The 19908-nt window shown below is 45.3% G+C and carries 24 protein-coding genes and 1 riboswitch; of the genes, 15 read left to right on the top strand and 9 right to left on the bottom strand.

The features are described from left to right. Positions 1 to 16: 16 nt before the first annotated feature. Positions 17 to 688 (bottom strand): hemerythrin domain-containing protein, encoded by a 672-nt coding sequence (locus J2W69_RS09135; protein ID WP_310277076.1) that lies wholly within the window; start codon positions 686 to 688, stop codon positions 17 to 19. A 205-nt stretch (positions 689 to 893) separates the two neighbouring features. Here J2W69_RS09135 and J2W69_RS09140 point away from each other — a divergent pair, with 205 nt between their 5' ends. Beyond that, positions 894 to 1382, top strand: a complete 489-nt coding sequence (locus J2W69_RS09140) for a hypothetical protein (RefSeq protein WP_310277078.1) — start codon at positions 894 to 896, stop codon at positions 1380 to 1382. Beyond that, positions 1382 to 2713, top strand: a complete 1332-nt coding sequence (locus tag J2W69_RS09145; RefSeq protein ID WP_310277081.1) for a GAF domain-containing protein — start codon at positions 1382 to 1384, stop codon at positions 2711 to 2713. Before J2W69_RS09140 ends, J2W69_RS09145 begins: the two co-directional genes overlap by 1 nt. A 6-nt stretch (positions 2714 to 2719) precedes the next feature. Here J2W69_RS09145 and J2W69_RS09150 read toward each other — a convergent pair whose 3' ends face one another. Further along, positions 2720 to 3346 (bottom strand): 2OG-Fe(II) oxygenase, encoded by a 627-nt coding sequence (locus tag J2W69_RS09150; protein ID WP_310277084.1) that lies wholly within the window; start codon positions 3344 to 3346, stop codon positions 2720 to 2722. 169 nt (positions 3347 to 3515) lie between these two features. Between J2W69_RS09150 and J2W69_RS09155 the strand changes: the two genes are divergently transcribed. Both J2W69_RS09155 and J2W69_RS09160 read left to right on the top strand, forming a co-directional pair. After that, on the top strand, positions 3516 to 4460 hold the full coding sequence (locus tag J2W69_RS09155; RefSeq protein ID WP_310277088.1) for a hypothetical protein: 945 nt from the start codon (positions 3516 to 3518) through the stop codon (positions 4458 to 4460). A gap of 100 nt (positions 4461 to 4560) precedes the next feature. Continuing rightward, a complete protein-coding gene (locus J2W69_RS09160) occupies positions 4561 to 4803 on the top strand; it encodes a hypothetical protein (protein WP_310277091.1) in 243 nt (80 codons plus the stop codon). A gap of 132 nt (positions 4804 to 4935) precedes the next feature. Here J2W69_RS09160 and J2W69_RS09165 read toward each other — a convergent pair whose 3' ends face one another. The 4 genes from J2W69_RS09165 to J2W69_RS09180 form a co-directional block, all read right to left on the bottom strand. Next, complete coding sequence (locus tag J2W69_RS09165) at positions 4936 to 5856, bottom strand: hypothetical protein (protein WP_310277093.1); 921 nt, start codon at positions 5854 to 5856, stop codon at positions 4936 to 4938. Then, positions 5853 to 6500: a hypothetical protein gene (locus J2W69_RS09170; RefSeq protein ID WP_310277095.1), complete on the bottom strand. Its 648-nt coding sequence runs from the start codon at positions 6498 to 6500 to the stop codon at positions 5853 to 5855. Before J2W69_RS09170 ends, J2W69_RS09165 begins: the two co-directional genes overlap by 4 nt. Beyond that, a complete protein-coding gene (locus tag J2W69_RS09175) occupies positions 6475 to 7038 on the bottom strand; it encodes an RNA polymerase sigma factor (protein WP_310277098.1) in 564 nt (187 codons plus the stop codon). Before J2W69_RS09175 ends, J2W69_RS09170 begins: the two co-directional genes overlap by 26 nt. 158 nt (positions 7039 to 7196) lie before the next feature. Continuing rightward, positions 7197 to 7940 carry a DUF2306 domain-containing protein gene (locus J2W69_RS09180; RefSeq protein WP_310277100.1) on the bottom strand — a complete coding sequence of 248 codons (744 nt, stop codon included), beginning with the start codon at positions 7938 to 7940 and terminating at the stop codon, positions 7197 to 7199. 157 nt (positions 7941 to 8097) lie between these two features. Between J2W69_RS09180 and J2W69_RS09185 the strand changes: the two genes are divergently transcribed. The 4 genes from J2W69_RS09185 (at position 8098) to J2W69_RS09200 (ending at position 14122) form a co-directional block, all read left to right on the top strand. Beyond that, positions 8098 to 9231, top strand: a complete 1134-nt coding sequence (locus J2W69_RS09185) for a sensor histidine kinase (RefSeq protein WP_310277103.1) — start codon at positions 8098 to 8100, stop codon at positions 9229 to 9231. Next, entirely contained in the window at positions 9228 to 9872 is a 645-nt protein-coding gene (locus J2W69_RS09190; RefSeq protein WP_310277106.1) for a response regulator transcription factor, read from the top strand. The genes J2W69_RS09185 and J2W69_RS09190 overlap by 4 nt, the downstream gene beginning before the upstream one ends. Positions 9873 to 10032: 160 nt before the next feature. Then, on the top strand, positions 10033 to 13227 hold the full coding sequence (locus J2W69_RS09195) for a PAS domain S-box protein (protein ID WP_310277109.1): 3195 nt from the start codon (positions 10033 to 10035) through the stop codon (positions 13225 to 13227). 319 nt (positions 13228 to 13546) lie between these two features. Beyond that, complete coding sequence (locus tag J2W69_RS09200; RefSeq protein WP_310277112.1) at positions 13547 to 14122, top strand: DUF3833 domain-containing protein; 576 nt, start codon at positions 13547 to 13549, stop codon at positions 14120 to 14122. Here the strand turns inward: J2W69_RS09200 and J2W69_RS09205 are convergent. Beyond that, complete coding sequence (locus J2W69_RS09205) at positions 14119 to 14517, bottom strand: DUF2721 domain-containing protein (RefSeq protein ID WP_008899826.1); 399 nt, start codon at positions 14515 to 14517, stop codon at positions 14119 to 14121. The genes J2W69_RS09200 and J2W69_RS09205 overlap by 4 nt on opposite strands. Positions 14518 to 14680: 163 nt before the next feature. Here J2W69_RS09205 and J2W69_RS09210 point away from each other — a divergent pair, with 163 nt between their 5' ends. The 7 genes from J2W69_RS09210 to J2W69_RS09240 all read left to right on the top strand — a co-directional run bounded on the left by J2W69_RS09210 (position 14681) and on the right by J2W69_RS09240 (position 18759). Continuing rightward, the gene (locus J2W69_RS09210; protein WP_310277115.1) at positions 14681 to 15313 is read left to right on the top strand and encodes a YjaG family protein; all 633 of its coding nucleotides are present in this window, start codon (positions 14681 to 14683) and stop codon (positions 15311 to 15313) included. Positions 15314 to 15420: 107 nt separating this feature from the next. Beyond that, a riboswitch (cyclic di-GMP riboswitch) is annotated at positions 15421 to 15504 on the top strand. Positions 15505 to 15674: 170 nt separating this feature from the next. Then, positions 15675 to 16043, top strand: a complete 369-nt coding sequence (locus J2W69_RS09215) for a DUF3718 domain-containing protein (RefSeq protein ID WP_310277117.1) — start codon at positions 15675 to 15677, stop codon at positions 16041 to 16043. Positions 16044 to 16505: 462 nt separating this feature from the next. After that, positions 16506 to 16775, top strand: coding sequence for a hypothetical protein (locus J2W69_RS09220; protein ID WP_310277120.1), 270 nt, complete (start codon positions 16506 to 16508; stop codon positions 16773 to 16775). Between the two features lie 111 nt (positions 16776 to 16886). Then, a complete protein-coding gene (locus J2W69_RS09225) occupies positions 16887 to 17348 on the top strand; it encodes a hypothetical protein (protein ID WP_310277123.1) in 462 nt (153 codons plus the stop codon). Between the two features lie 95 nt (positions 17349 to 17443). Beyond that, positions 17444 to 17794, top strand: coding sequence for a hypothetical protein (locus tag J2W69_RS09230; RefSeq protein WP_310277126.1), 351 nt, complete (start codon positions 17444 to 17446; stop codon positions 17792 to 17794). A gap of 112 nt (positions 17795 to 17906) precedes the next feature. Next, positions 17907 to 18287, top strand: coding sequence for a hypothetical protein (locus J2W69_RS09235; RefSeq protein ID WP_310277129.1), 381 nt, complete (start codon positions 17907 to 17909; stop codon positions 18285 to 18287). Between the two features lie 91 nt (positions 18288 to 18378). Further along, a complete protein-coding gene (locus tag J2W69_RS09240; RefSeq protein WP_310277132.1) occupies positions 18379 to 18759 on the top strand; it encodes a hypothetical protein in 381 nt (126 codons plus the stop codon). 467 nt (positions 18760 to 19226) lie between these two features. Here J2W69_RS09240 and J2W69_RS09245 read toward each other — a convergent pair whose 3' ends face one another. Both J2W69_RS09245 and J2W69_RS09250 read right to left on the bottom strand, forming a co-directional pair. Then, positions 19227 to 19526 carry a type II toxin-antitoxin system RelE/ParE family toxin gene (locus tag J2W69_RS09245; RefSeq protein ID WP_189431781.1) on the bottom strand — a complete coding sequence of 100 codons (300 nt, stop codon included), beginning with the start codon at positions 19524 to 19526 and terminating at the stop codon, positions 19227 to 19229. Then, entirely contained in the window at positions 19523 to 19765 is a 243-nt protein-coding gene (locus J2W69_RS09250) for a type II toxin-antitoxin system ParD family antitoxin (RefSeq protein ID WP_187027495.1), read from the bottom strand. Before J2W69_RS09250 ends, J2W69_RS09245 begins: the two co-directional genes overlap by 4 nt. Positions 19766 to 19908: the final 143 nt, after the last annotated feature.

Genomic DNA, 19908 nt, shown 5'->3' on the forward strand with positions numbered 1-19908 from the left:
AACTCCTGCTTTTTAACTACGAAGCACAAACAGTGCTGATAATAGTTTTGATGTATTTGTGAACTGTGCGTAGTTGAGAGGCATTAAGCTCCTGCTGCACTTCGTTGACTAAGGTACAAAAACTGGATTCCGGCATTTGTTTCTGAAGTGTCAGTAATACACTGAGTCGCTCGGTTTCTGTCAGAGCTGGCAGTATTAGCCGTAAAGTCTGGTACTGTTCTGTATCACTTTGGCTTTGTACTAATTGATTGTGAATGGCGTGCAACTGCTCATCGTTATGTTGTCGCCAAAGGTACTCCATCATCTGAGTTTCTTCTGTGTACATCTGCTGCAATTGTGTGGCACAAAACAGGGACAGCTGCAGATAAAGCTGGTGCAAAGCAGAAGCACTGATCACAGCAGGCATACTGTTGATGCGCTCAATCAGGTCGTTCAGCTCATGCAGTTTGTGTTCATACTGCAGATGCTCCTGCTGAGTGATGCTGAATACCGGAAGCAATGGCTGAATAAATTGTTTTTCATGATGATGATAACGACTAAAACACATCAGTAACTGCTGGATGGCTTCTAAACACTGCTGCATAGCGACAGGGTTAGCTTCGTCGAGTTGTCCCAGTTCTATTAATTGTTTAAATAGCGCCCGGCGCAAACCTTTGTGTATAAAAGTGTAAATGTTATATCTGTCCATAAGCTTTCATCTTCAGGGGCGCAATTTCTGCAAGCCTCTATGGTAAAGGTCTGGCGCTGTCGGACAGGCTAAATTACAACTAACATAATCTTAAATTAATCCTAAGCAATAGCGGGTTTACCTTTTGTGGGGATTTTGGCGTGTTGCCAGTTTTTGGGCTTTAACGTTATGCTGCGCCGTTCAGGCAAAAGTTGGAGTGAGGGCTATGTCCGCATCAATAATGTTTCCTCAGGACTTGCTGGATTTTATCCATCAGGGCTTGTCTATTACTGCAGCATCGCGGGATCATCGTTTTATTCCTTCAATAAGCAAAGCTCTGGCGTGTCGGGTATTGCCAGAAGCGCAGGAGGTCCGCATTTTTGTAAACGCTGTGCAGGCCAGCCACTTGCTTGCAGATGTGACCAGCTGTCAGCGTATTGCAGTCACTTATTGCTTGCCAAGTAGCCATAAAACTATTCAAATCAAAGGGTTTTCCGCGAAGCAACTGGAACCTCAAGCAGGGGATCTGGAGTTTACGCAAGGCTATGTTCAGGCTTTATCTCAGGATCTGGAAACTTTGGGTTATCACCCGGCAATTATTGCGCGTTATTTACATGTGGAACCTGAACAGCTGGCCGTGATTAGTTTCCGGCCTGACTCAATATTTGAACAAAGCCCGGGTGAAAAAGCCGGTGAGCCTATGGAGTTGTCTTGATGTTAAAGCTGGAACAGCTCAGAAACTGCTTTGAAGGCTATATTCCCTCCACCATAGCGACTTGTGACGCTGACGGCATCCCGAATGTCAGTTATGTATCGCAGGTGCATTATGTCGACAGTCAGCATATAGCCTTAACCTTTCAGTTTTTTAATAAAACCCGCCGCAATATTCTGGAAAACCCTCAGGCGACTGTGCTGATTGCCGATCCCCACACTGCAGCTAAATACCAGTTGGCCGTGTTGTATCGACGTACTGAAGAATCCGGCTCCTTGTTCGAAAGTATGAAAGCCAAGCTGGCGGGACTCGCTTCCGAATCAGGTATGCAGGACGTGTTTGTACTCAAAGGCGCGGATATTTATCAGGTGTTAAATATTGAGGCTCAGGATTGTGCTGGTCATGGCCTGATGCCAGCAGGGGATCCGCTGCTGATCCTGAAGCAATTGATGCAGCAACTGAGTCAGGCCCAGGACTTGGCTCAGTTGTTTCAACTGACAATGTCGGCTTTGCAGCAAGGTTTGAACATTGAGCATGCCATGTTACTGATTGCTGACGAGCCGGCGGCCAAACTTTATACGGTAGAAACTGTGGGCTACGCCAATTCAGGCATAGGCTCAGAAATCCCAGTCGGGTGTGGTGTGATAGGCACAGCTGCTTTATATAAAACTCCGATCCGGGTAGGGAACGCTGCGCTCGATTACAACTATCTGCAACTGTTGCATAAGTGTCCGGAGTCTTCGCTGCAGCCTTCACTGGAAACCTTGATTGCATACCCCGGCCTTGCTCAGCCTCAAAGCCAACTGGCTGTTCCGGTGTTACTCTGCCAACGTTTATTGGCTGTGTTGTATGTCGAAAGTGAACTACCACGTCGTTTTAGTTACGCAGATGAAGATGTGCTGACCTGCCTTACAATACAACTGGGTTTGCATATGGCGAGATTGCAACCGGCAGAACCTGAAACTGAGTTATGTTGCCCACAAACTCATGCTGAAGTGATACCGGAAGGAAATATGCTGGGTATCCGCTATTTTAGCCGTGACCACAGTGTATTTGTCGATCAGGATTACCTGATCAAAGGAGTGGCTGGTGCTATTTTGTGGCGTTTGCTCAGTTTGTATCAGCAGCAGGGCAGGGTATTATTTTCCAACAGAGAATTACGGCTGGATAAAACACTGAACCTGCCGGAAATTGATGACAATCTGGAAACCCGCTTATTGTTGTTACAACGTCGTTTAGCCGAACGCTGTGATTTTATTCAAATTCGTAAAACGGGTCGCGGCAGCTTTCAACTGGAAGTACACAGAGCCTTGCAGCTGATGTGTCAGGCCTGAGCTGGATTAAACTGCCGGATCGATCCTGCCCTGAATACTGCTGTTATGTCGAAACCAGCCAGCAATGCTGTAACGGGTGTCCGATGCAGGCAGTACTTCATGCGGGAAGCGGCAACTTTCAAACACCACCAGAGTGCCGGCTTTCGGCTGAACTTTGCTTAACAGTTGATCCTGTTCGTCATACAACACCAGCTCGCCGCCTTGTTCTACAGCATTCAGATAACAGACAGTGGAGAGCACTCTGTTAGAACGACCGATAAAAGCATCCAGATGTTTCTGATAAAAGTCGCCTTGCTGGTAACGGGCGTAATGCGCTTCAAAATCAATCAGGCCTAAAAAACAGCGTTGGTTCATATCCTGTTGCAGCTTTGCCATCAGCTGTAAATACTGATGCTGCACCGGATGGTCACCATCTAACCAGCAGGTTTGATCACGCCGTACCTGCTTGTCCAATTGGTGTTGGCCATGACGCCCAACTCCGGCGGCTGTTAGCTGCTGTTGTAATACGTCCTGATACAAAGCCTCGCATAAATCAGCAGGAATAGCCTGTTCCAGCACCACATAACCCTGTTGATAAAAAGGTGCGGCCAGTTGTTCCAGCCAGTCTGACAAAGTGGGCCATTGATAAGACATAAAAAAGATCCGCGGTGAAGGAGTGGCTTTGTAAGTCAAAAGCAGATCGGCTGTCAACTTCTGACCGACTGCTATTTTCACCCCAAAAAGGTTAAAGTTTAGCGCTGTTGATTTTTGGGGTAATTATGATAAATTTTTGTTTCGTATTTGATAGCGTGGAGTTTATTGAATGAGACCAGTAGTTTTAGCCGTTTTATCCGCAACGTTGATGGCAGGCGCTTTTAGTGCACATAGCAGTGATTTTGATTTCACTTTTGTACCCATAGAAATTGGTAATAGTGTTACTTTGAGCTGCGAGGGTGAGTGTGACAAATCAGCGGAGTTCAGCAGATTTGCTGCAAAATATAAGGGAAACTATAGTGATGACAAAATAGTACATTTTGTGCATTCAGCTAAAAACCGAGTTGCCTTCTCCTACTCAATGCAAGAAATATATTCCTCGTCCCAGAAATCAGCTTCTCCTGCGCCGGAGGATTTAATACACACGTTCGATGGTGGATTGGACTGTGGTCCTTCCTCCAATGAACCTTGGTGCGATCCTGGCTGGAGCACATTACCCGCCTGGGAAGGCTATTTGTTACAAGTGAATACGGCTATTTTAAATGCTGAATATCAATTTACTGTTTCTGCTGAATATTTAGCCAGTCAACAGCTTACAAATAAGATTCTTGTTGGATTACTTACTACCGTTCCTTCAGGTTTGGCTACTGGTGCTGTTGTCAACTGGGTCGCCAGGATGGGGGGAGAACTTGCAGCGGTTAAGTATGCAACTATGTCTATAGTAGGTACGACAATTTCGATTAACATTGATAGTTTCACTACTTTGGATTTAAAGGAAGGTGACATTATTAGGGTATCTCAGGGAAAAATTCAGAAAATTCGTAATGGTGTAGTTATTCATGAAAGGCACCTGATTGAACCCAATACCACCGGTAGTGCGCAAGTTGGTTTTGGCGGTGGAGGTGGAGAAGGCTATGGCACCGGGTATGGCAGTGGTGGTGGCTCATCTGGCTCATACTGTTTCTTCCGCTCTTGGGGTATGGTTATCACAGGCGGAGGCATAACTTTTTGGATCGATTACACGCCATGTCAGGCTGGTGTTTATGAACCTTGAGAATCCGTTGGTAGATTGATGGATGTTTGTACATTATTAAGTCCGAAGTTAGTGATAGTTTTGTAAACTGACTTTGGACTTCTTGATAAGGTTGTAAGAAATGAACTATGTACTTTTTGGCCTGTTTATGTTTTTTATAAGCTATCTCATTAAACCAGATGAAAAGGCTGGCTTGGAAGGTGCTAAAAATTCGGATGCGCGTGCCATTCTTTTTGCGTTTCCAACAGTCTTTACGTTAACCTCAATTTACCAAGATACAATGGATGATAAGAGTCTTTACTTTGTTTTGTCCTACCTCAGTGGCATAGTTTTGTATTACCTTTTTAAGCGAGTGAAGAAATGAATTTAGGGCGCATAAACCGCTAAGTTGTGGGGACTGAGAGTAAGCTGAATTCGTTGTATGTGTTTTTGATATAACACTTCAACCAGCAAAATCAAGCATTTTTTCTGGTTGAAGTGTCATAGGTATAGTCATTTAGTACTGGTAATAGCTGGCTTTTTTCAATAAAGCCGGTGCATCAATTTTTCCTGTTACACACTGATTGATATCGGCTTTTTTCGCCACCCAGTAGTGATCTTTGGCATTGTCACGGCCTGATAAGCTCAGCTGAAACGATACAAACTCTTGCTCCTTTAAATCACGCAAGCTGGCGCCGTAATCACATAAAGTGCTGCTGAATACCTGACCAACTTTTGCTACCAGTTCAGTCTGGCGTTGGGCTGCCAGTTTTTGTTGCTCGGCACGCTTTTTATTGTATTCCTGCTCCTGTACTGTCAGATTTTTTTGCAACACAGCCAGCTGGCTTTTCAGTTGCTCTGATTTTTTGTTAATTTCGGTCAGTTTCTTTTGCTGGTCCGAATCCAGCTTGCTGACTTTAGACGAGAATTCGATATCACGTCTTTCCCGCTCGTAATCACGTAAATCCCGTTCTATATCACGGCGCTCTTCCCGCAGATCGCGCAGTTTTTCGCTTTGATCCTGCTGCTGTTCGGCCATGGCTTCTGCGGCTTCCGCCATTTCTTCAATAGCTGCTTCATCAAAGCTAAAACTAAAGCTGCTGCCATTTCCTGATATGTTGATTGAATTCGCAACATTGGCTGCAACGGCCATCGCATGACCATGAGCTGCTGGTGCCGCAGGTGGTGCAGGAGGGGCCATAAAATGGCGCAGCCAGCCGTTGTGGCTGTCAACACGAAAAGCAACGCCATGGCCCATCAGATAGCTGTGTTGGATCCGACCTATGCTCGAATGCTCCTGACCACCCAGTGAGGTTTGCAGTATGTCCTGCATTATTTTCAGGTTTTGTCCAAGGCGGCCATTCACTTCGGCTGCTGTTAAGCCTGTACTTGCGATTATAAGGCCTGCCAACAAGGAGACTTTGCTCAATAGCTTCATGGTTTTGTTACTCCACTACGTTGTTGAATTGGGTTATAGACGGCGCTGGCATCCAGTCTGGCCTGACTTGGCTGATAGTTTTCCTGCCAGTAATGCCAATCGGACTGACGTTGCTGATTCAGGTACTCTACCAATTCCAGCATGTCGGTGCGTCTTTCTTTGGTTTGTTGTTCTGTTAAATAATCCTTCAGCAAAATCAGCTGTGACGCTTGTTGTTGCTGGGTGTTTTGTAACTGGGTCTGGATATAATCCAGCTGCTCTTTGCGGTAGCTGGCGAGTAAAGTGTCCAGTTGCTTTTGCTGTATCTGTTGCTCGCCACGCCAGCTTAATGTCAGGCCACTGTCCTGCATTTGCATCTCCAGTGGTGACAGGCTGATCACTAAAGCCAGAGCGGAAAAAGCCACACTCAACTTAGGCCACCAGCTATGGCTTGTTGTGGATCTTTGCCATTGCTGGGCATACATCGACATGCTGTCGATGTCTGGCACTGGGGCAAAAAAGGGTGCTTTGGCCTGACGCTGCAGCATCTGAGCTGTCTGGAAACGACTGTACCATTCACTGTTTTGGTCCAGTTGCTGTTCGCATTCGCTGGCCGTCATTTTTCCGGCCAGCCAGGCTTCAAAAATTTGCTGACTGTTCGACATCTGCTAACTCCAACTGCGTACGCAGTTTATCTAAGGCCGCATAAAATCTGGATTTAATGGTATTGCTCGACAGCGCCAGCTGATCGGCAATTTCATCAAAAGTAAATTGCTGATAAAACCGCAATTCCACTACTAATCGTTGCTCCGGCGGCAGGGAACGCAACTGCTGTTGTACCAGTCGCTGTGTATGCTGAGCATAAAGCTGTTGTTCAAAACCTGGTGCTTCATCGTCATAAAAATCATGATCTTCGGTAAACTCTGTGGTCGTTTTTCGCTTTCTGAGCATATCCATAGCTCTGTAGTTGGCTATACCAAACAACCAGCTTTTAAAGGAGCTTTCCCCCCGGTATTGCGCCAGATTACGGCAAAGCACTATCAATACATCCTGCAATAAATCGCGGGCGTCATCAGGCGAACCTAACAAACGCAGGCCAAAATAATACAGGGGCGCCTGATATCTCGACACCAATTGCTGCCAGGCTTTGGCATCGCCGCCTATGGCTTTTTCTATTAAGCTCTCGTCGCTGCGTTTAAACACTTTTGATCTGTGATGAAGTTGTATTGATGATAAGTCGTACAGGCATTGAAAATAGTTTGCCTGATTTGACAAAAAAGCAGGAATATTTTTGCAGTGTTTTTAAGTGATTAAATTAAAAGGGAATCTTTTAATCGATTTCCCTTTGGTTGTACTGATGATTATGCCTGGCTTCTTATTGGCTGCGATAAGCGGCGTTTAAACCAGATAGTGGCCGGGATACCTATCAGGCTGGGGATCAGCCATGGCAGCATCATCCAGTGGCCTGTTAATAACTCTTCAAATAAAGCACGGCCGCCAAAGGCAAAAAATGCGGTGTAGGCTGCAATACCAGAGCCAATCATGGCGGAGGCATGTTCTATTAACCAGCGGTTGTTTGTCACAGTTTTTGTATGCAGGTAAGTCAGTATGCTAAAGCTGGTCACTAGCGAAATACCGGCAAACACCATCACCAGCGGCATACCAAATTTAAAACCTTGCCAGCCACCATAAAAAGCTACTATGACCAATAACAAGACAGGCCCCTGATAGCTCCAATGTTTCAGTGGATCGCGGTTTTGTTTGCATAACAGAGTCCCTGTGGCATGACGTATAGTGACCCAGGTCAGCAGGCTAAGTAAAAACAAAAACAGGTTAAGCATCATAAAAAAGTTTAATTTTCGCTGCTGGATCTGGCCATCGACTATGAAACCTGCACCTTTAATTCCTATAGGATCAAACCACACCAGACAGGTCATCACCAGACCACTTAAAGCGACCACTTTCATAATATGGCCATAATAGCGGCCTGATTTACGGTGTAACTGGCTGCCTTTACGGCTCAACATAGGCAGCCAGAACAACAGCAGTGCAATGACACCTAAGGCAATATGTAGTTTTAACAACAGGCTATGGAACATCAGCATAATCATCTCCTTCAACAGATGCACTCAGATTAAAACTTCAGCTGTGCTATTACAGGTGCCATAAGTCAGGAGTTTTTACTGTGACTTTTGGCCTATTGAGCTGAAAGCAAAATCGGGCATACTGCAAAGCCAGAAGTGAAAGGTCAGTGAAGTGGTCATGAAACTAAAGTTTTCAATCGCATGGGATGTGTTGGCCGGGATGCTTACCTGGTTTTTAGTTTTTGCGCTGACTTTGTACCTGAGCTGGCCCCATGAACGGCTCTGGTCGTTATGGCCTTGGGTCATTCCATTGTTTCTGCTGAACGGTGCTTGTTTTTATTGCGTGACCCGCAGTGATGAGCGTTCTGGTGTTTTACCCCGTTTTGAATTGATCTGTTATATCCTGCAACTGCTGTTCGCTTTGGCCTTGAACTGGATCTTGCCTTTTGACTATCTGGCGATCCTGAGCATTATCTGGGTGTCGGTATTACCTTATCTGCTGCCAATGCGAACCGCTGTTTTTATTACTGTTGCTGTGCTGGGGCTTTGGTATGGCGTGGATTCCTATATAGAACAACGCTCTATGTGGATCACGGCTTTGCTATTTAGTAGCTTTCACTTTTTTGCTTTGTTGATGAAAAACCAGGCTCGCTCTGAGCAGCAGGCCAGACAAGAATTACAGCAAACCCATCAGCAATTACTGGCGACCCAGGATCTGTTGATGATGGCGTCTCAGCAGCAGGAGCGTAGCCGTATAGCCCGTGATTTGCATGATGTGTTGGGCCATCATTTAACGGCCTTAACCATTAATTTGCAGGTAGCGGGGCACTTAACTCAAGGCGAAGCCAAAACCAAAGTGGATCAATGCCATCAGATCGCCAGGTTATTGCTGTCGGATGTGCGTGAAGCAGTCAGCGCTTTGCGTGAACAGCAGCAGTTTTCTATTTATCAGGCGCTGGAGAAACTTTTGATCGCAGTGCCTGGGGTGAAAGTGCAGTGGGATTGCCCACAAAATGTTGAACTTGCCGATGTAAAAGTAGCGCAGCAGTTACTCTTGATAGTGCAGGAAGCGTTAACTAATACTCTAAGACACAGTCAGGCCACTGAGTTTTATTTAGCGGTGAAACCACAACATGGCTTTTTACAACTGACTATTTATGACAACGGCAAAGTTTCGCCTGACTGGAAAGCGGGCAATGGCTTAACAGGTATGCAGGAAAGGGTGGCCTCCTGCGCCGGAACTTTGGTCTGGCAAGTGAAAGACAACCACTTTTGTTTAGAAGTCACTTTACCTACAGGAATTCAGCCATGACCTTGCGTGTGTTGTTAGTGGACGATCAAATGCTGATCCGTCAGGGCATCAAAAGCCTGTTGCAGCTGTCAGGTCAGGTGGAAGTGGTTGCTGAAGCAGCGGATGGCTCTGTGGTGGTGGATCTGGTGCAAGTGCATCTGCCTGATGTCATTTTGCTGGACTTGTCTATGCCTAAAGTGGATGGATTAGCCACACTGGAGCAGCTGAAACAGCAGCAACTGACCACACCAGTGTTGATTTTGACCACCTTTGAAGAACATGATTTGGTGTTAAAAAGTATCCAGCTTGGCGCTAAAGGCTATTTACTGAAAGACGTGTCACTGGAAACTTTAGTGTCGGCCATTCAAACTCTGCAACAAGGTGGCACTTGTTTTCAAAGTACCATTACAGAACGTTTATTGTCAGGGTTAAGCCCTGTCAGTAATTTCCCTCGCCCTGCTGCTATTGAAGAATTATCCGAAAAAGAACTGCAAATTCTGCAACTGATGGCATCAGGTTATGCCAATAAAGAAATAGCCAGTGCGCTGTACAAATCTGAAGGCACTATTAAGAATCAGATTTCCAGCATTTTGGCTAAATTAGGGGTGCGTGACAGAACTCGTGCTGTGCTCCTGGCTTTAGAGTTAGGTTTGATCCACTAAAATGGCTAAGTAGCTGATTTAAGGTGCCGTAATCCCTATTATTACCGCTATACTGGAACTGTCGACAAAGTCAGATCCGGAGTTTTTTGTCTTTATGCGGTCAAAGCGCCCTTCACACAAAGGAATGTCCCTTCGGCTCTTTTTTACAGTGCCTGTTTTATTGCTATTTATACTGACTGCGGGTTTGGTCAGTCTGATTTCTTATCTGAACGGACAACAAGCTGCCCTGCACTATGGCCAGAAACTGGCGGACCAAATCAGCCTTCGCGTGAACTCTCATTTGCAGTATTTGCTGGCCGTGCCAAAAACCGTGTTGGACTCGACTCTGCAATCCATAGACAGCGGTATTCTGGATCTGCAGTCAGAGCAGGATCTGGCGCGTTTTCTGACAGTACAAATTCGCAGTGCGCCTTATTTAACTTATGTCTCAGCGGGTTTCGCCAATGGTCGGTATCTGGGCGTGAACAGAGATGTTGGTCATGGCCAGCTCACACTGATCAGTTCAATGAATCAGCAAGACTTAGTCCGGGTGCGTTATACCCTGCAGGAAGTGGGCTTGCCCGGAGCTGCTTTGGAGCAAGGCATCCCCTACGATGTCAGAACACGCAGCTGGTTTCAGTATGCAGTGCAACAAGGTAAACCAAGCTGGTATCCGATCTACAAATATCAGTCCTACGATGGCTTGGGTGTAGGGCTGGCTGCGCCTACTTATGATCAGAGTGGTCAGTTACAGGCTGTCATTGCCGCTGATATTAGCCTGAGTCATCTGGAACTGTATCTGCAAGCTCAGCCTGTGGAAGGAAACGGCATGATTTTTATCACGGATCTGCAAGGATACCTGATAGCCTCTTCGATTCAGGCGCCACTGGTTACCGAACGTGGGGCAATGATTACACAAGTAATGGCCAGCCAAAGCGAGCAACCTTTACTTCGGCAGGCAGCCGCAGCACTGAGCAGGCAAAAGCACAGTGCAGGGCAGCTGCAACTGGAGCTGGATGATCAACATTATTTACTGAACTTTACCGAATTCAGTGATCCACAAGGTTTAAAGTTGCGCATCGCAGTGGTTCTGCCGCAGCAGCCACTGATGAGTTTTGTCGATGAAAATTCTTTACAAGCTTTATGGTTAATCCTGTTGGCTGTGATAGTGGGGGCGCTGCTGATTTTTGTGTTAAGCCGTAAGCTGGTGCAACCTATTGAAGCTTTGCATCGGCGGGCTGACTTGCTGGCCAGTGGCGACAGAACAGATTTTGAGCTGTATCAGACCCCGGTTTTTGAACTGAATGGCCTGATCCAATCTTTTGATTTGATGGCGACCAAACTCAGCAACGCTTTTTCACAGCTTGAACATAAAGTCGAGCAGGGCACAGCCTCTTTGGATCGTTTGTCTTTGGTGGTCAGCCGAACCAGCAATGGCGTGATAGTAGCTAATGCCGAGGGGGTGATTGAATGGGTGAACCCGGCGTATGAACGTTTGTCTGGCTACAAAGCCAATTATTTACAGAACAAAGCCATCACTCAGGTATTAGCCAATCAAAAAGCCGATGCTTTGGTATTGCAACGTATTCATCAGGCTATTAGCGGCAGCTCAGGCTTTTCTGAGGAACTCTTGTGTTACAGCGCATCAGGCCAGGCCTGCTGGTTAAGCCTGGAATGTGATGCTGTGTTCAGCGAGCAAGGCCAACTGACGGGTTTTGTGTTGATTTGTCTGGATATCAGCAGCAGGAAAAAAGCGGAGTCTGCAGAAAAAGACAGTCAGGATCGTACCCTGCGTCAACGTAGTACTTTGGCTCAACTGGTGGTGGATGAAGCTGTTGCCAGCGGAGACAGCCTGGCTTTTGCTAAACATCTGGTGCGCTCAACCTCTTCGGCCATCCTCTGTAACAGAGTCAGTGTCTGGATGTTGTCGGAGCAAGGTGACGAGATGTTTTGTCTGGCCTTGCACCAAAACGAAGGTGAACAGCAATTAGGCCAGCTGTTGTTAAGGCGAGCGGATTACCCAAGGTATTTTTCTGCTGTTGCTTCACGAGGCTGGATTTGTGCCAATGATGCAATGAACGATCCTGCCACCAGTGAGTTTGCAGAACTTTATCTGAAACCTTTAGGCATCAGTTCTATGCTCGATGCCGGTATTATTATTGCTGGTAAAGTGGTTGGGATCTTATGTCTTGAGCATATAGGCCCGCAACGGCAATGGCATTCTGACGAGGAAGCTTTTGTCAGTGCTATTGCTGCCGTGATGGCGCAAACTTTGTCGGTGGCGCAGCGCAAAGACGCAGAACAAATCAGCAAAGAATACGCCCAGCATACTCAAACCATTTTAAATAACGTGGTGGATGGCATTATCACCATCGATGAAAATGGCCGTATTGCCAGTATGAACCCTGCAGCTCAGGATTTATTCCGCTGCAAGGCTGAAGACTTTTTAGGCCACTATGCCACTAATCTGTTACCCGCTGTATTGAGGCAAAATCAGGAATCCCAGCAGGCATATTTACCCACCCCAGGGGTAAAACCTTTGTTAGGCTGCAACCGCGAGCTGGATGGATTACGTGCTGATGGCAGTATTTTTGCGATGGAAATGGCCTTATCTGTGATCCGCAGACAAGGGCGACTGATTTACATCTGTACTGTGCGTGATATCACTGACCGCAAACGTATTGAGCGGCTGAAAAACGAATTTGTGTCTACTGTCAGTCATGAACTGCGTACGCCTTTAACTTCTATTACCGGAGCTTTAGGTTTGCTGCATGCAGGAGTGATGGGCGATATGCCGGAAAAAGTAAGCAGCCTGATCAGTATTGCCTATAAAAACTGCCAGCGTTTAACCTTGTTAATCAACGACTTGCTGGATATTGAAAAAATAGCAGCAGGAAAAATGCAGTTTGATTTGAAAACAGAACTGGTATTGCCACTGATTCAGCAGGCGCTGGATGCAAATAAAATGATGGCTCAGGATCGGCATATTCAGCTGAGTATCAAAGCGATAATGACAGAGGTTTGCATCAGAGTGGATGCCAAACGTTTTATTCAGGTGTTATCAAACTTTTTAAGTAACGCCATTAAGTTTTCACCTGCGGCAGCCACAGTGGTAGTGGAGTTAAGCCTGAATGAACAAATGGTGCGTATTGCCGTCATTGATCAGGGGCCAGGTGTGCCGGAAAAATTCCGCGACCGTATTTTTCAGCGTTTTTCACAGGCCGATGCTTCTGATACCAGACAAACCGGCGGCACTGGCCTGGGTTTAGCCATTTCAAAAGAGCTGGTGCATGGCATGAATGGACTTATTGGTTTTGAATCTGTGGAAGGCCAGGGGGCCACTTTTTATTGTTGTTTTGCTTTAGCCCAGGACTGAGCCAGATTGGTGTTCACCCCGTATAGCTTCTTTATATCAGGGCGTGTTGACGTTTCAGGGTTATTTTTGCAGCAGTCTGGCCGGTTTTTATGCAAGGCAGCGCGAGTGCAGTGTAGTTATTCTACATAAACGAGTGCTAACGCAGCAGAAAGGCCGGCCAGGCGCTGCCCTTCGGGTTCGTCTGGCGGCGCCTTGCTCCTTGTCACTCGTCACTCATTTAGAATAACTAAACTTCGCTCCTCGTTTCGCGATCAAAGCGTCGCCAGAACGAACAAAATTTAATCTCGAAACGTCAACACGCCCTAGTAAAGGAGTTTTTATGATGCGTTTTATTGCTTTGCTTGCCCCGCTGCTGCTTTGGGGTTGCAGCCATCAGGTGCAGGACTATCAGCAGCAAACCCCAACCTTTCATTTGCCTGACTATTTCAGTGGCTCACTGAATGCCTACGGTGTAGTAAAAAACTGGCAAGGTAAACAAAGTGTGCGTTTTTCGGCAGAGCTTTGTGGCCAGTGGCAAGGCAATGAAGGCACCTTATTTGAATTGTTTCACTTCAGCGATGGCCGGGTAGAACAACGGATTTGGCAATTAGCAGTAGATAAAGATGGAAAAGTCACAGGTTCAGCTGCTGACGTCACAGGTCAGGCGACAGGCCAACAAGCTGGCAATACCTTGTACTGGGAATATGTATTGCAAATCCCGGATGGAGACGGGGTGATTGAAGTAAAAGTGGAAGACTGGTTGTATCTGGTGACGCCACAACAACTGATGAACCAGTCGACTTTGTATAAATTTGGCCTGCCGGTTGGTGAGATTATTTTATCTATCCAGCAACAGGACATAACAGCCAGCTGCAATGCCTTAGAGCAACAACTGGCAGAACTAAGAGCAGGTTAAGCCTGCTCTTGTTCCATACTTTCCAGTTCTATTTTTATCGCGTTGCAGGAAATCTGAATTTCATACAAAGACACCAGTAAACTCAACATCAAACTGGTGAGGCTGGCACCAAAAGCAATCTGGCCAGCCAATCCCCACTGCATAAACAGAAAAAACATCGACAGAGTACAAAGTACAAAACTAATCACGCCCCAGCGCTGCATAGAACGAATTAAAAACATACGTTGCCGTAAGTTTTCTATCTGACGTTTCGCCATATCCCGTACTTGCCCGCCTTCACGGGTATTGAGTTGACGAATAAGCTGAGCCAGCACTAAAAACCTGTTGGTGTACGCCAGTAATAACAAAGAAATGGCTGGAAATAACAAAGCGGGAGTCGTCATGGTCATCAACATAAAGTCACCTGTGTTCAGAGTAGAGAAAGACTGACTAAGATTCTGATCATATTCGCATTAGTGCCATGCTGATAGTACACTGGACAAAAATAACAGAGTTTTCTGAGCGCAGTCTGTTGTGTATGATGCGCAGCCAGAACCGCCAGACCAAAATGGATTAAACATGAAACAAAAAGCAAACAACTTTCAGAACATGCGTGAGCTGGGGTTTTATCAGCAAGCCGCCATAGCTGCAACCTTGCTGGAACGTATGCTGCCCAATTATCAGCTGTTTAGTGAAGTGACGGGTTTTGGTGATGCCAAGTTGTGTCGCGACATTCTGAATCTGGTGTGGGAATGGCTTTTTGTAAAGAAGGTTAAAATTAACTTTGAGCGTTTGTGCGAAGAGTTAGAGCTGGCAACGCCGGATCAAAGCCAGTTTGATATGTTTGGTGTTTACCCTGCTATTGATACCGCCACAGCTTTGGACTCTATGCTGAACGGTATTTTGTCACAGGATCCAACTGAGTTTGTTAACGTGGCTAAAATTTCACAGGCCTCAGTGGCCCGTTTAATTGAATATCAGGCTGAAGAGATCGATATCACCACTGAAGCTGAACTGAAAAAGTGGGTGCGGGATCACGAGCTGATGGAATATGAAATGGACTGTCTGTCTGAGCTGATCGAATTAGTCACACCATTAAAGGACGGTTTCCAGCGTGAGCAGGTGCAAATGCTGAAAGCCTGGGTACGTGAACAAGGATTAAGCAATCTGGGGATGGAGCTTGTTGCTGAAACTCAAAATTCAGACGGCTAAAAGTCTTGCTGTCTGAATGAATTGTTCTTTTAGAGTCAATACTTTAACTTTATCAAAAAGCCTTAAAATTCTTCTTGCATAAAAATCAGTCACTGCTTAGAATGCGCGCGCTCGAAAGGCAAGTCTCCCGAAAGGGAGTACACGCAAAGCTGCAGATCTAAGGGGAAACCTATGATGGCTGGGCTGCCGTAGTCTGATGATTACGTAGGACGCATCTACACCAGTTTTCTGGTATCAAAGCTCCTCCTTTCGTGTTCGCTGATAAATAACAGCAAAAATGCTGTTGTTGAAGTTTCAGCCTGTTTACACAGACCAATCAGCCTGATCTTATGATCAGTGTTAGCCAACACCGGAGCTTATTATGAAATTTAAATTTGTTGCTTTAATCGCCATCGCTGCTGCTCAATTTGTTGCACCAACAGCCTCTGCTAACGATCAGATGGTTCAGTCTATCTGTGCTTATGTGGCCGATGACAACAAAAACAATCTGCGTAAAGCTTTATCAGACAATCGTTTACGTTTGAAAAACGTGTATGACGGTATTACGTGTGACGGCTTGCCTTTAGTTCGTCATGCCATCAAGCACAATGCAGCTGACACAGCTGAATTTATCATCAAGCAGTTACCAGGCAGCCAGGTTGCAGCATCAGGTGATTTAGAGTGGGCAGCAAGCAATGGTTTTGCAGCTTCTCCAATACTGGACGCCATCAAAGCCCGTAGCGCAAGCTAATCGAATTTTGTATAAAAAGAAGGCGCCTGATGGCGCCTTTTTTTTCACTTCTAAATCCGCGCGCTAAGTACTAAGGGTCATATGTACTGGCTTCTAGATGATCTGAAACTGTTAGCATTATGCCAACGGCCAACTTTCGCTGCACATCTGGACGAATATACAGTGTTATTTGCTTCCACCATAAAACAGGCACGCTTTGAGTACATCAATAGGCACATTTATCTGTTGCTGAAGAAGGAAAAACACTCTAATTTAGATACTTAGCGTGGACCACTCTAAAAATAACAGGCAAGAAAAAAGTAATAATGTGCCAGCACGCTTTTGGTCACAGCTAGCAGTAGTTGATTGTAATTAATGGCTTTTTATCAATAAGTTAACGCTGGTTGGCCATCTGGTAAAACCAGACAAAGCGTGCCGGCACAATATACAAATGTTAGCTAGAAAAAGAGGTCTTCTGCCTACATGAGTGACAATGAAATACGACCAATATTCAGATTGTTGACACTAGCCCTTTCTATTGCGGCTTGGTATGCAGTTATTATCTTTGTCCATGGTGAGGTTACGTCGTTTAATTCAGCGGTTGTTCCTTTCAACTGGTATGTATTTTTCGTCACCGTTTTGGCTACAATTTTATTTTTTATTGCAGCGGTGGCGTTCACTTTTACAACGGTATTTGGTTATATGCCTAGAATGCTTTTTAGAGTTTTAACAGGCAAAACCATTAAAAATTAGTATGTTGAAGAGCGTTGCTAACAATCGCCATCATAAACGCGCCCGTTGGGCGCTCGACTCGCAACAAGTTGCTCGCGTTTGTGGCGGGCGTTATACATTAAGTAGGTTCTAATGAAGGCTTTATTGTTCATTTTCTTTACTTTGCTGAGCTTAGTCGCAAATGCTTGTGATAAAGGCCTTTCAAAAGAACAAGCTTTTGCTATTCAGGCAGATTATGAAGGTCTAGACCGTAAGCTGAAATACTATCAGATATACATACCGACTAAACGTGAAAAAATGTTTGTAAGCTCTATAAATGCTCAACTCGCGTCAACTTTCGATATGGGATTAGACCTCCATGAATACGCTGAGTATGAAGGTGATTATTACACTGTGCACTTAGGGATTAATCCTTTATCCGAGAGTGAAGTTATTATAAATGTTAGCTATAACTCGCCTTATAAAGACCGAAGCGCGATTGCTTTTTGCGGCAATTTTAAAAAATATAAGCTCTCGGAATTACTGAATGTTGCACCTCCAGCCAAAAGGCCTGAGATGCCGCCACCACCTCCACCGGAAAGTGACGATGTATAACAAGCGCAGTCACAATCGGCCACTGCGTGGCCTGGACCTCAACCGCTGCGCGGGTTTCGGCCTGTGCTGCGGGCGTTAGCAGGTTAAGGTGCTTCGTGAAATATTTTGTCATTTTAGTATCTTGCATAATCATTTTCAGTCTTTGGCCTTCATGGAGTGATGGACCGTACGAGGTTTACTGGATTGATGGGAAAAAAAGCCTTGGCTACAGCTTGGGAGATGGCGCATACATCCGGCGGATAGAAAACCCGAGAGAAATCCAAGTCAATGAAAAGTACATATCTTTGTACGCGTGCCCTGAAGATTCTTGCGGTTTTTATTACATTGATAAGAGCAAAGATCATCAATATGCTGAGGCAGCAGAATTTGTTTTTGGGCCATACACAAAAAGTAAGTTTATGGAATTACAACAAACCATGTTACTTCCCATGTTAAAAATAGATTGAATTAAATGCTAACAATCAAATTTTATCGCCAGCAAAAAGCGCTGGCTGCGACGTCAACCCGCTGCGCGGCTTTCCGCGCTAAATTTGGGCGTTAGCATAACGAAAGGATTGTATGCATTCACCCTACGAAGATGATCAAAATAGACAACCTGATTTTGTTGTTGAATATGAAATTGATCTTTGTGATGAAATGAAAAATGCCAAACCACATCAAGGTATGCGTACAGACTTTTTGTATGATGGCGATGACCCTCAGCTAGACGGCGTTTATATGATTTGGCCTGAGTTGGTCGACGAAAACGGCCAAGTGATCGAAGATAAAACTCTAGGAAGCGCACCACATAAAGGTAGAGCGAATATGTGGATTCTGTCTGAAGAAATGCGTGAGTTTCATCGTAAACGTATAAAGGTTGGCACGAAAGGATATTGGGTTCGTGGCCCATTTAAAGTAGCAAATGTAACTGTAATCAAACTCGGTGCATTGTCATGCTAACAAGTTGCTTAATTTCGTTCCGGCAACAAACAGCGTGGCCTCAACTGGACTGCCTACGCTACGCTGCGGCAGCCCATTAGCAAGGCGTTAGGTGGGTAAGTTGATCTTCTCTCGGTTTGAACGTAACTCTGTTGATGAGATGAAAAACATTCTTATCTCAGACAGCACATTAAGTGCTGAAGATAAACGAAATCTTGAAAAAATGATTGCTCGATTGAATGCTAAAAAATCACCATACTTGAGTGACAACGAAATAATTCAGTTCCAATCACAAAAAACAGATTTAAAAAAAACACGAATTTTGGTTTCATTTATTTGGCCTATATCAATCATTGCTATTTTGTATTTCGGTGTTCTGCCTGGTCGTAATGGAGGCATTTATTTGGCTGAAGAGCCAGGTTGGTTTTTCGTCGGCATACTTGTATGGATATCTGTAGGTTTTTATTATTGGTTTAGTAGCGATGACACCTAACAAGCGCCAGCACAACGCGCCGATGGCGCTGGACTCGCAACAAGTTGCTCGCCTGTGTGGAGGTCGTTAAATGGCTCTCGTAAAGTTGGAGATGTTGAGTTTGTGGGAATTGCTAAGTAAAAATAGTTTTCTAGGTGCATTGGTGTCAGGTCTGCTTATTCTCATCGTTGGGTGGATAGTCAGCTGGTGTGTTAAGAAATACCGTGCAGAGCGAGTGTACAACATCTTGAAAAATGGTTTGTCTGAAAAGAATAAGAGTTTCCTGCCAACTGCCTTTCTATCCTCGAGGTCCGGTTATACACAGGCTCAAATAGAGGCGCTTTGCAGCTTCCATAAAAATATCACTCGGAATGAAAAGGACCTTGAATCATGGCGCATAAAATAACCAAGATGCCATTTAACAAGGTTCGGCATTCGGGGCATGTGGCCCCTGCGACGCTCACAAGTTCGCGCGCATGCGCACGGCGTTATGCGCCAAGTATCGGGTTAACATCCATACTCTTATGAAGAATACGGATGATTTTAATTTGTTGACTGCCTATCTGTTGATAAAAAATGACGTGGCTACCTTGAGGGAATTTACGATATCCGTTTCTGATTTCATCGCATGTTTTACCGATGTCGGGGTTTTCAGCTAAAAGCCAAAATGAATCATCAAATTGTTTTAAATAGATATTTCGTTGCTCTTTTCCCCAGCGACGCTGGGTAAATAATGCGATATCTCGTAAATCTGTTTTAGCAGCAACAGTGAGATTAAATGGCTTCATCGAGAGTTTTCACTATCAAGTTCATTGATAAAGCTATCGAGGTCATACTCGGCGTCACCGCTTTGTTCGCCTTCGACAAGTAGTTGACGGAGTGAATTTAGTTTGGTTTCTTGGTTTTCGAGTAAGCGTAGCGCTGAGCGAATGACTTCACTCGCTGAGCCGTAACGCCCACTTTGGATCTGGCTTGTAATAAAGCCCTCAAAGTGTTCTCCAAGAGTGATGCTTGTGTTCTTGGCCATGTGCAGTTCTCCGGATACCAAAAGATACCTAATTATGGTATCAAGTGAGATTGGGAGCAAGGCGCATAACAATCAAATTTTATCGCCAGCAAAAACGCTGGCTGCGACGTCAACCCGCTGCGCGGCTTTTCGCGGTAAAATTG

This window comes from Rheinheimera soli, assembly GCF_031457405.1.
Lineage (GTDB): Bacteria > Pseudomonadota > Gammaproteobacteria > Enterobacterales > Alteromonadaceae > Pararheinheimera > Pararheinheimera soli_A.

Coding starts and splice junctions, on each gene's coding strand:
- J2W69_RS09170 (WP_310277095.1), bottom strand. CDS start 6,500: ATGTCGAACAGTCAGCAAATTTTTGAAGCCTGGCTGGCCGGAAAAATG.
- J2W69_RS09210 (WP_310277115.1), top strand. CDS start 14,681: ATGAAACAAAAAGCAAACAACTTTCAGAACATGCGTGAGCTGGGGTTT.
- J2W69_RS09185 (WP_310277103.1), top strand. CDS start 8,098: ATGAAACTAAAGTTTTCAATCGCATGGGATGTGTTGGCCGGGATGCTT.
- J2W69_RS09145 (WP_310277081.1), top strand. CDS start 1,382: ATGTTAAAGCTGGAACAGCTCAGAAACTGCTTTGAAGGCTATATTCCC.
- J2W69_RS09200 (WP_310277112.1), top strand. CDS start 13,547: ATGATGCGTTTTATTGCTTTGCTTGCCCCGCTGCTGCTTTGGGGTTGC.
- J2W69_RS09220 (WP_310277120.1), top strand. CDS start 16,506: ATGAGTGACAATGAAATACGACCAATATTCAGATTGTTGACACTAGCC.
- J2W69_RS09225 (WP_310277123.1), top strand. CDS start 16,887: ATGAAGGCTTTATTGTTCATTTTCTTTACTTTGCTGAGCTTAGTCGCA.
- J2W69_RS09135 (WP_310277076.1), bottom strand. CDS start 688: ATGGACAGATATAACATTTACACTTTTATACACAAAGGTTTGCGCCGG.
- J2W69_RS09180 (WP_310277100.1), bottom strand. CDS start 7,940: ATGCTGATGTTCCATAGCCTGTTGTTAAAACTACATATTGCCTTAGGT.
- J2W69_RS09245 (WP_189431781.1), bottom strand. CDS start 19,526: ATGAAGCCATTTAATCTCACTGTTGCTGCTAAAACAGATTTACGAGAT.
- J2W69_RS09235 (WP_310277129.1), top strand. CDS start 17,907: ATGCATTCACCCTACGAAGATGATCAAAATAGACAACCTGATTTTGTT.
- J2W69_RS09250 (WP_187027495.1), bottom strand. CDS start 19,765: ATGGCCAAGAACACAAGCATCACTCTTGGAGAACACTTTGAGGGCTTT.
- J2W69_RS09215 (WP_310277117.1), top strand. CDS start 15,675: ATGAAATTTAAATTTGTTGCTTTAATCGCCATCGCTGCTGCTCAATTT.
- J2W69_RS09190 (WP_310277106.1), top strand. CDS start 9,228: ATGACCTTGCGTGTGTTGTTAGTGGACGATCAAATGCTGATCCGTCAG.
- J2W69_RS09205 (WP_008899826.1), bottom strand. CDS start 14,517: ATGTTGATGACCATGACGACTCCCGCTTTGTTATTTCCAGCCATTTCT.
- J2W69_RS09155 (WP_310277088.1), top strand. CDS start 3,516: ATGAGACCAGTAGTTTTAGCCGTTTTATCCGCAACGTTGATGGCAGGC.
- J2W69_RS09160 (WP_310277091.1), top strand. CDS start 4,561: ATGAACTATGTACTTTTTGGCCTGTTTATGTTTTTTATAAGCTATCTC.
- J2W69_RS09165 (WP_310277093.1), bottom strand. CDS start 5,856: ATGAAGCTATTGAGCAAAGTCTCCTTGTTGGCAGGCCTTATAATCGCA.
- J2W69_RS09140 (WP_310277078.1), top strand. CDS start 894: ATGTCCGCATCAATAATGTTTCCTCAGGACTTGCTGGATTTTATCCAT.
- J2W69_RS09150 (WP_310277084.1), bottom strand. CDS start 3,346: ATGTCTTATCAATGGCCCACTTTGTCAGACTGGCTGGAACAACTGGCC.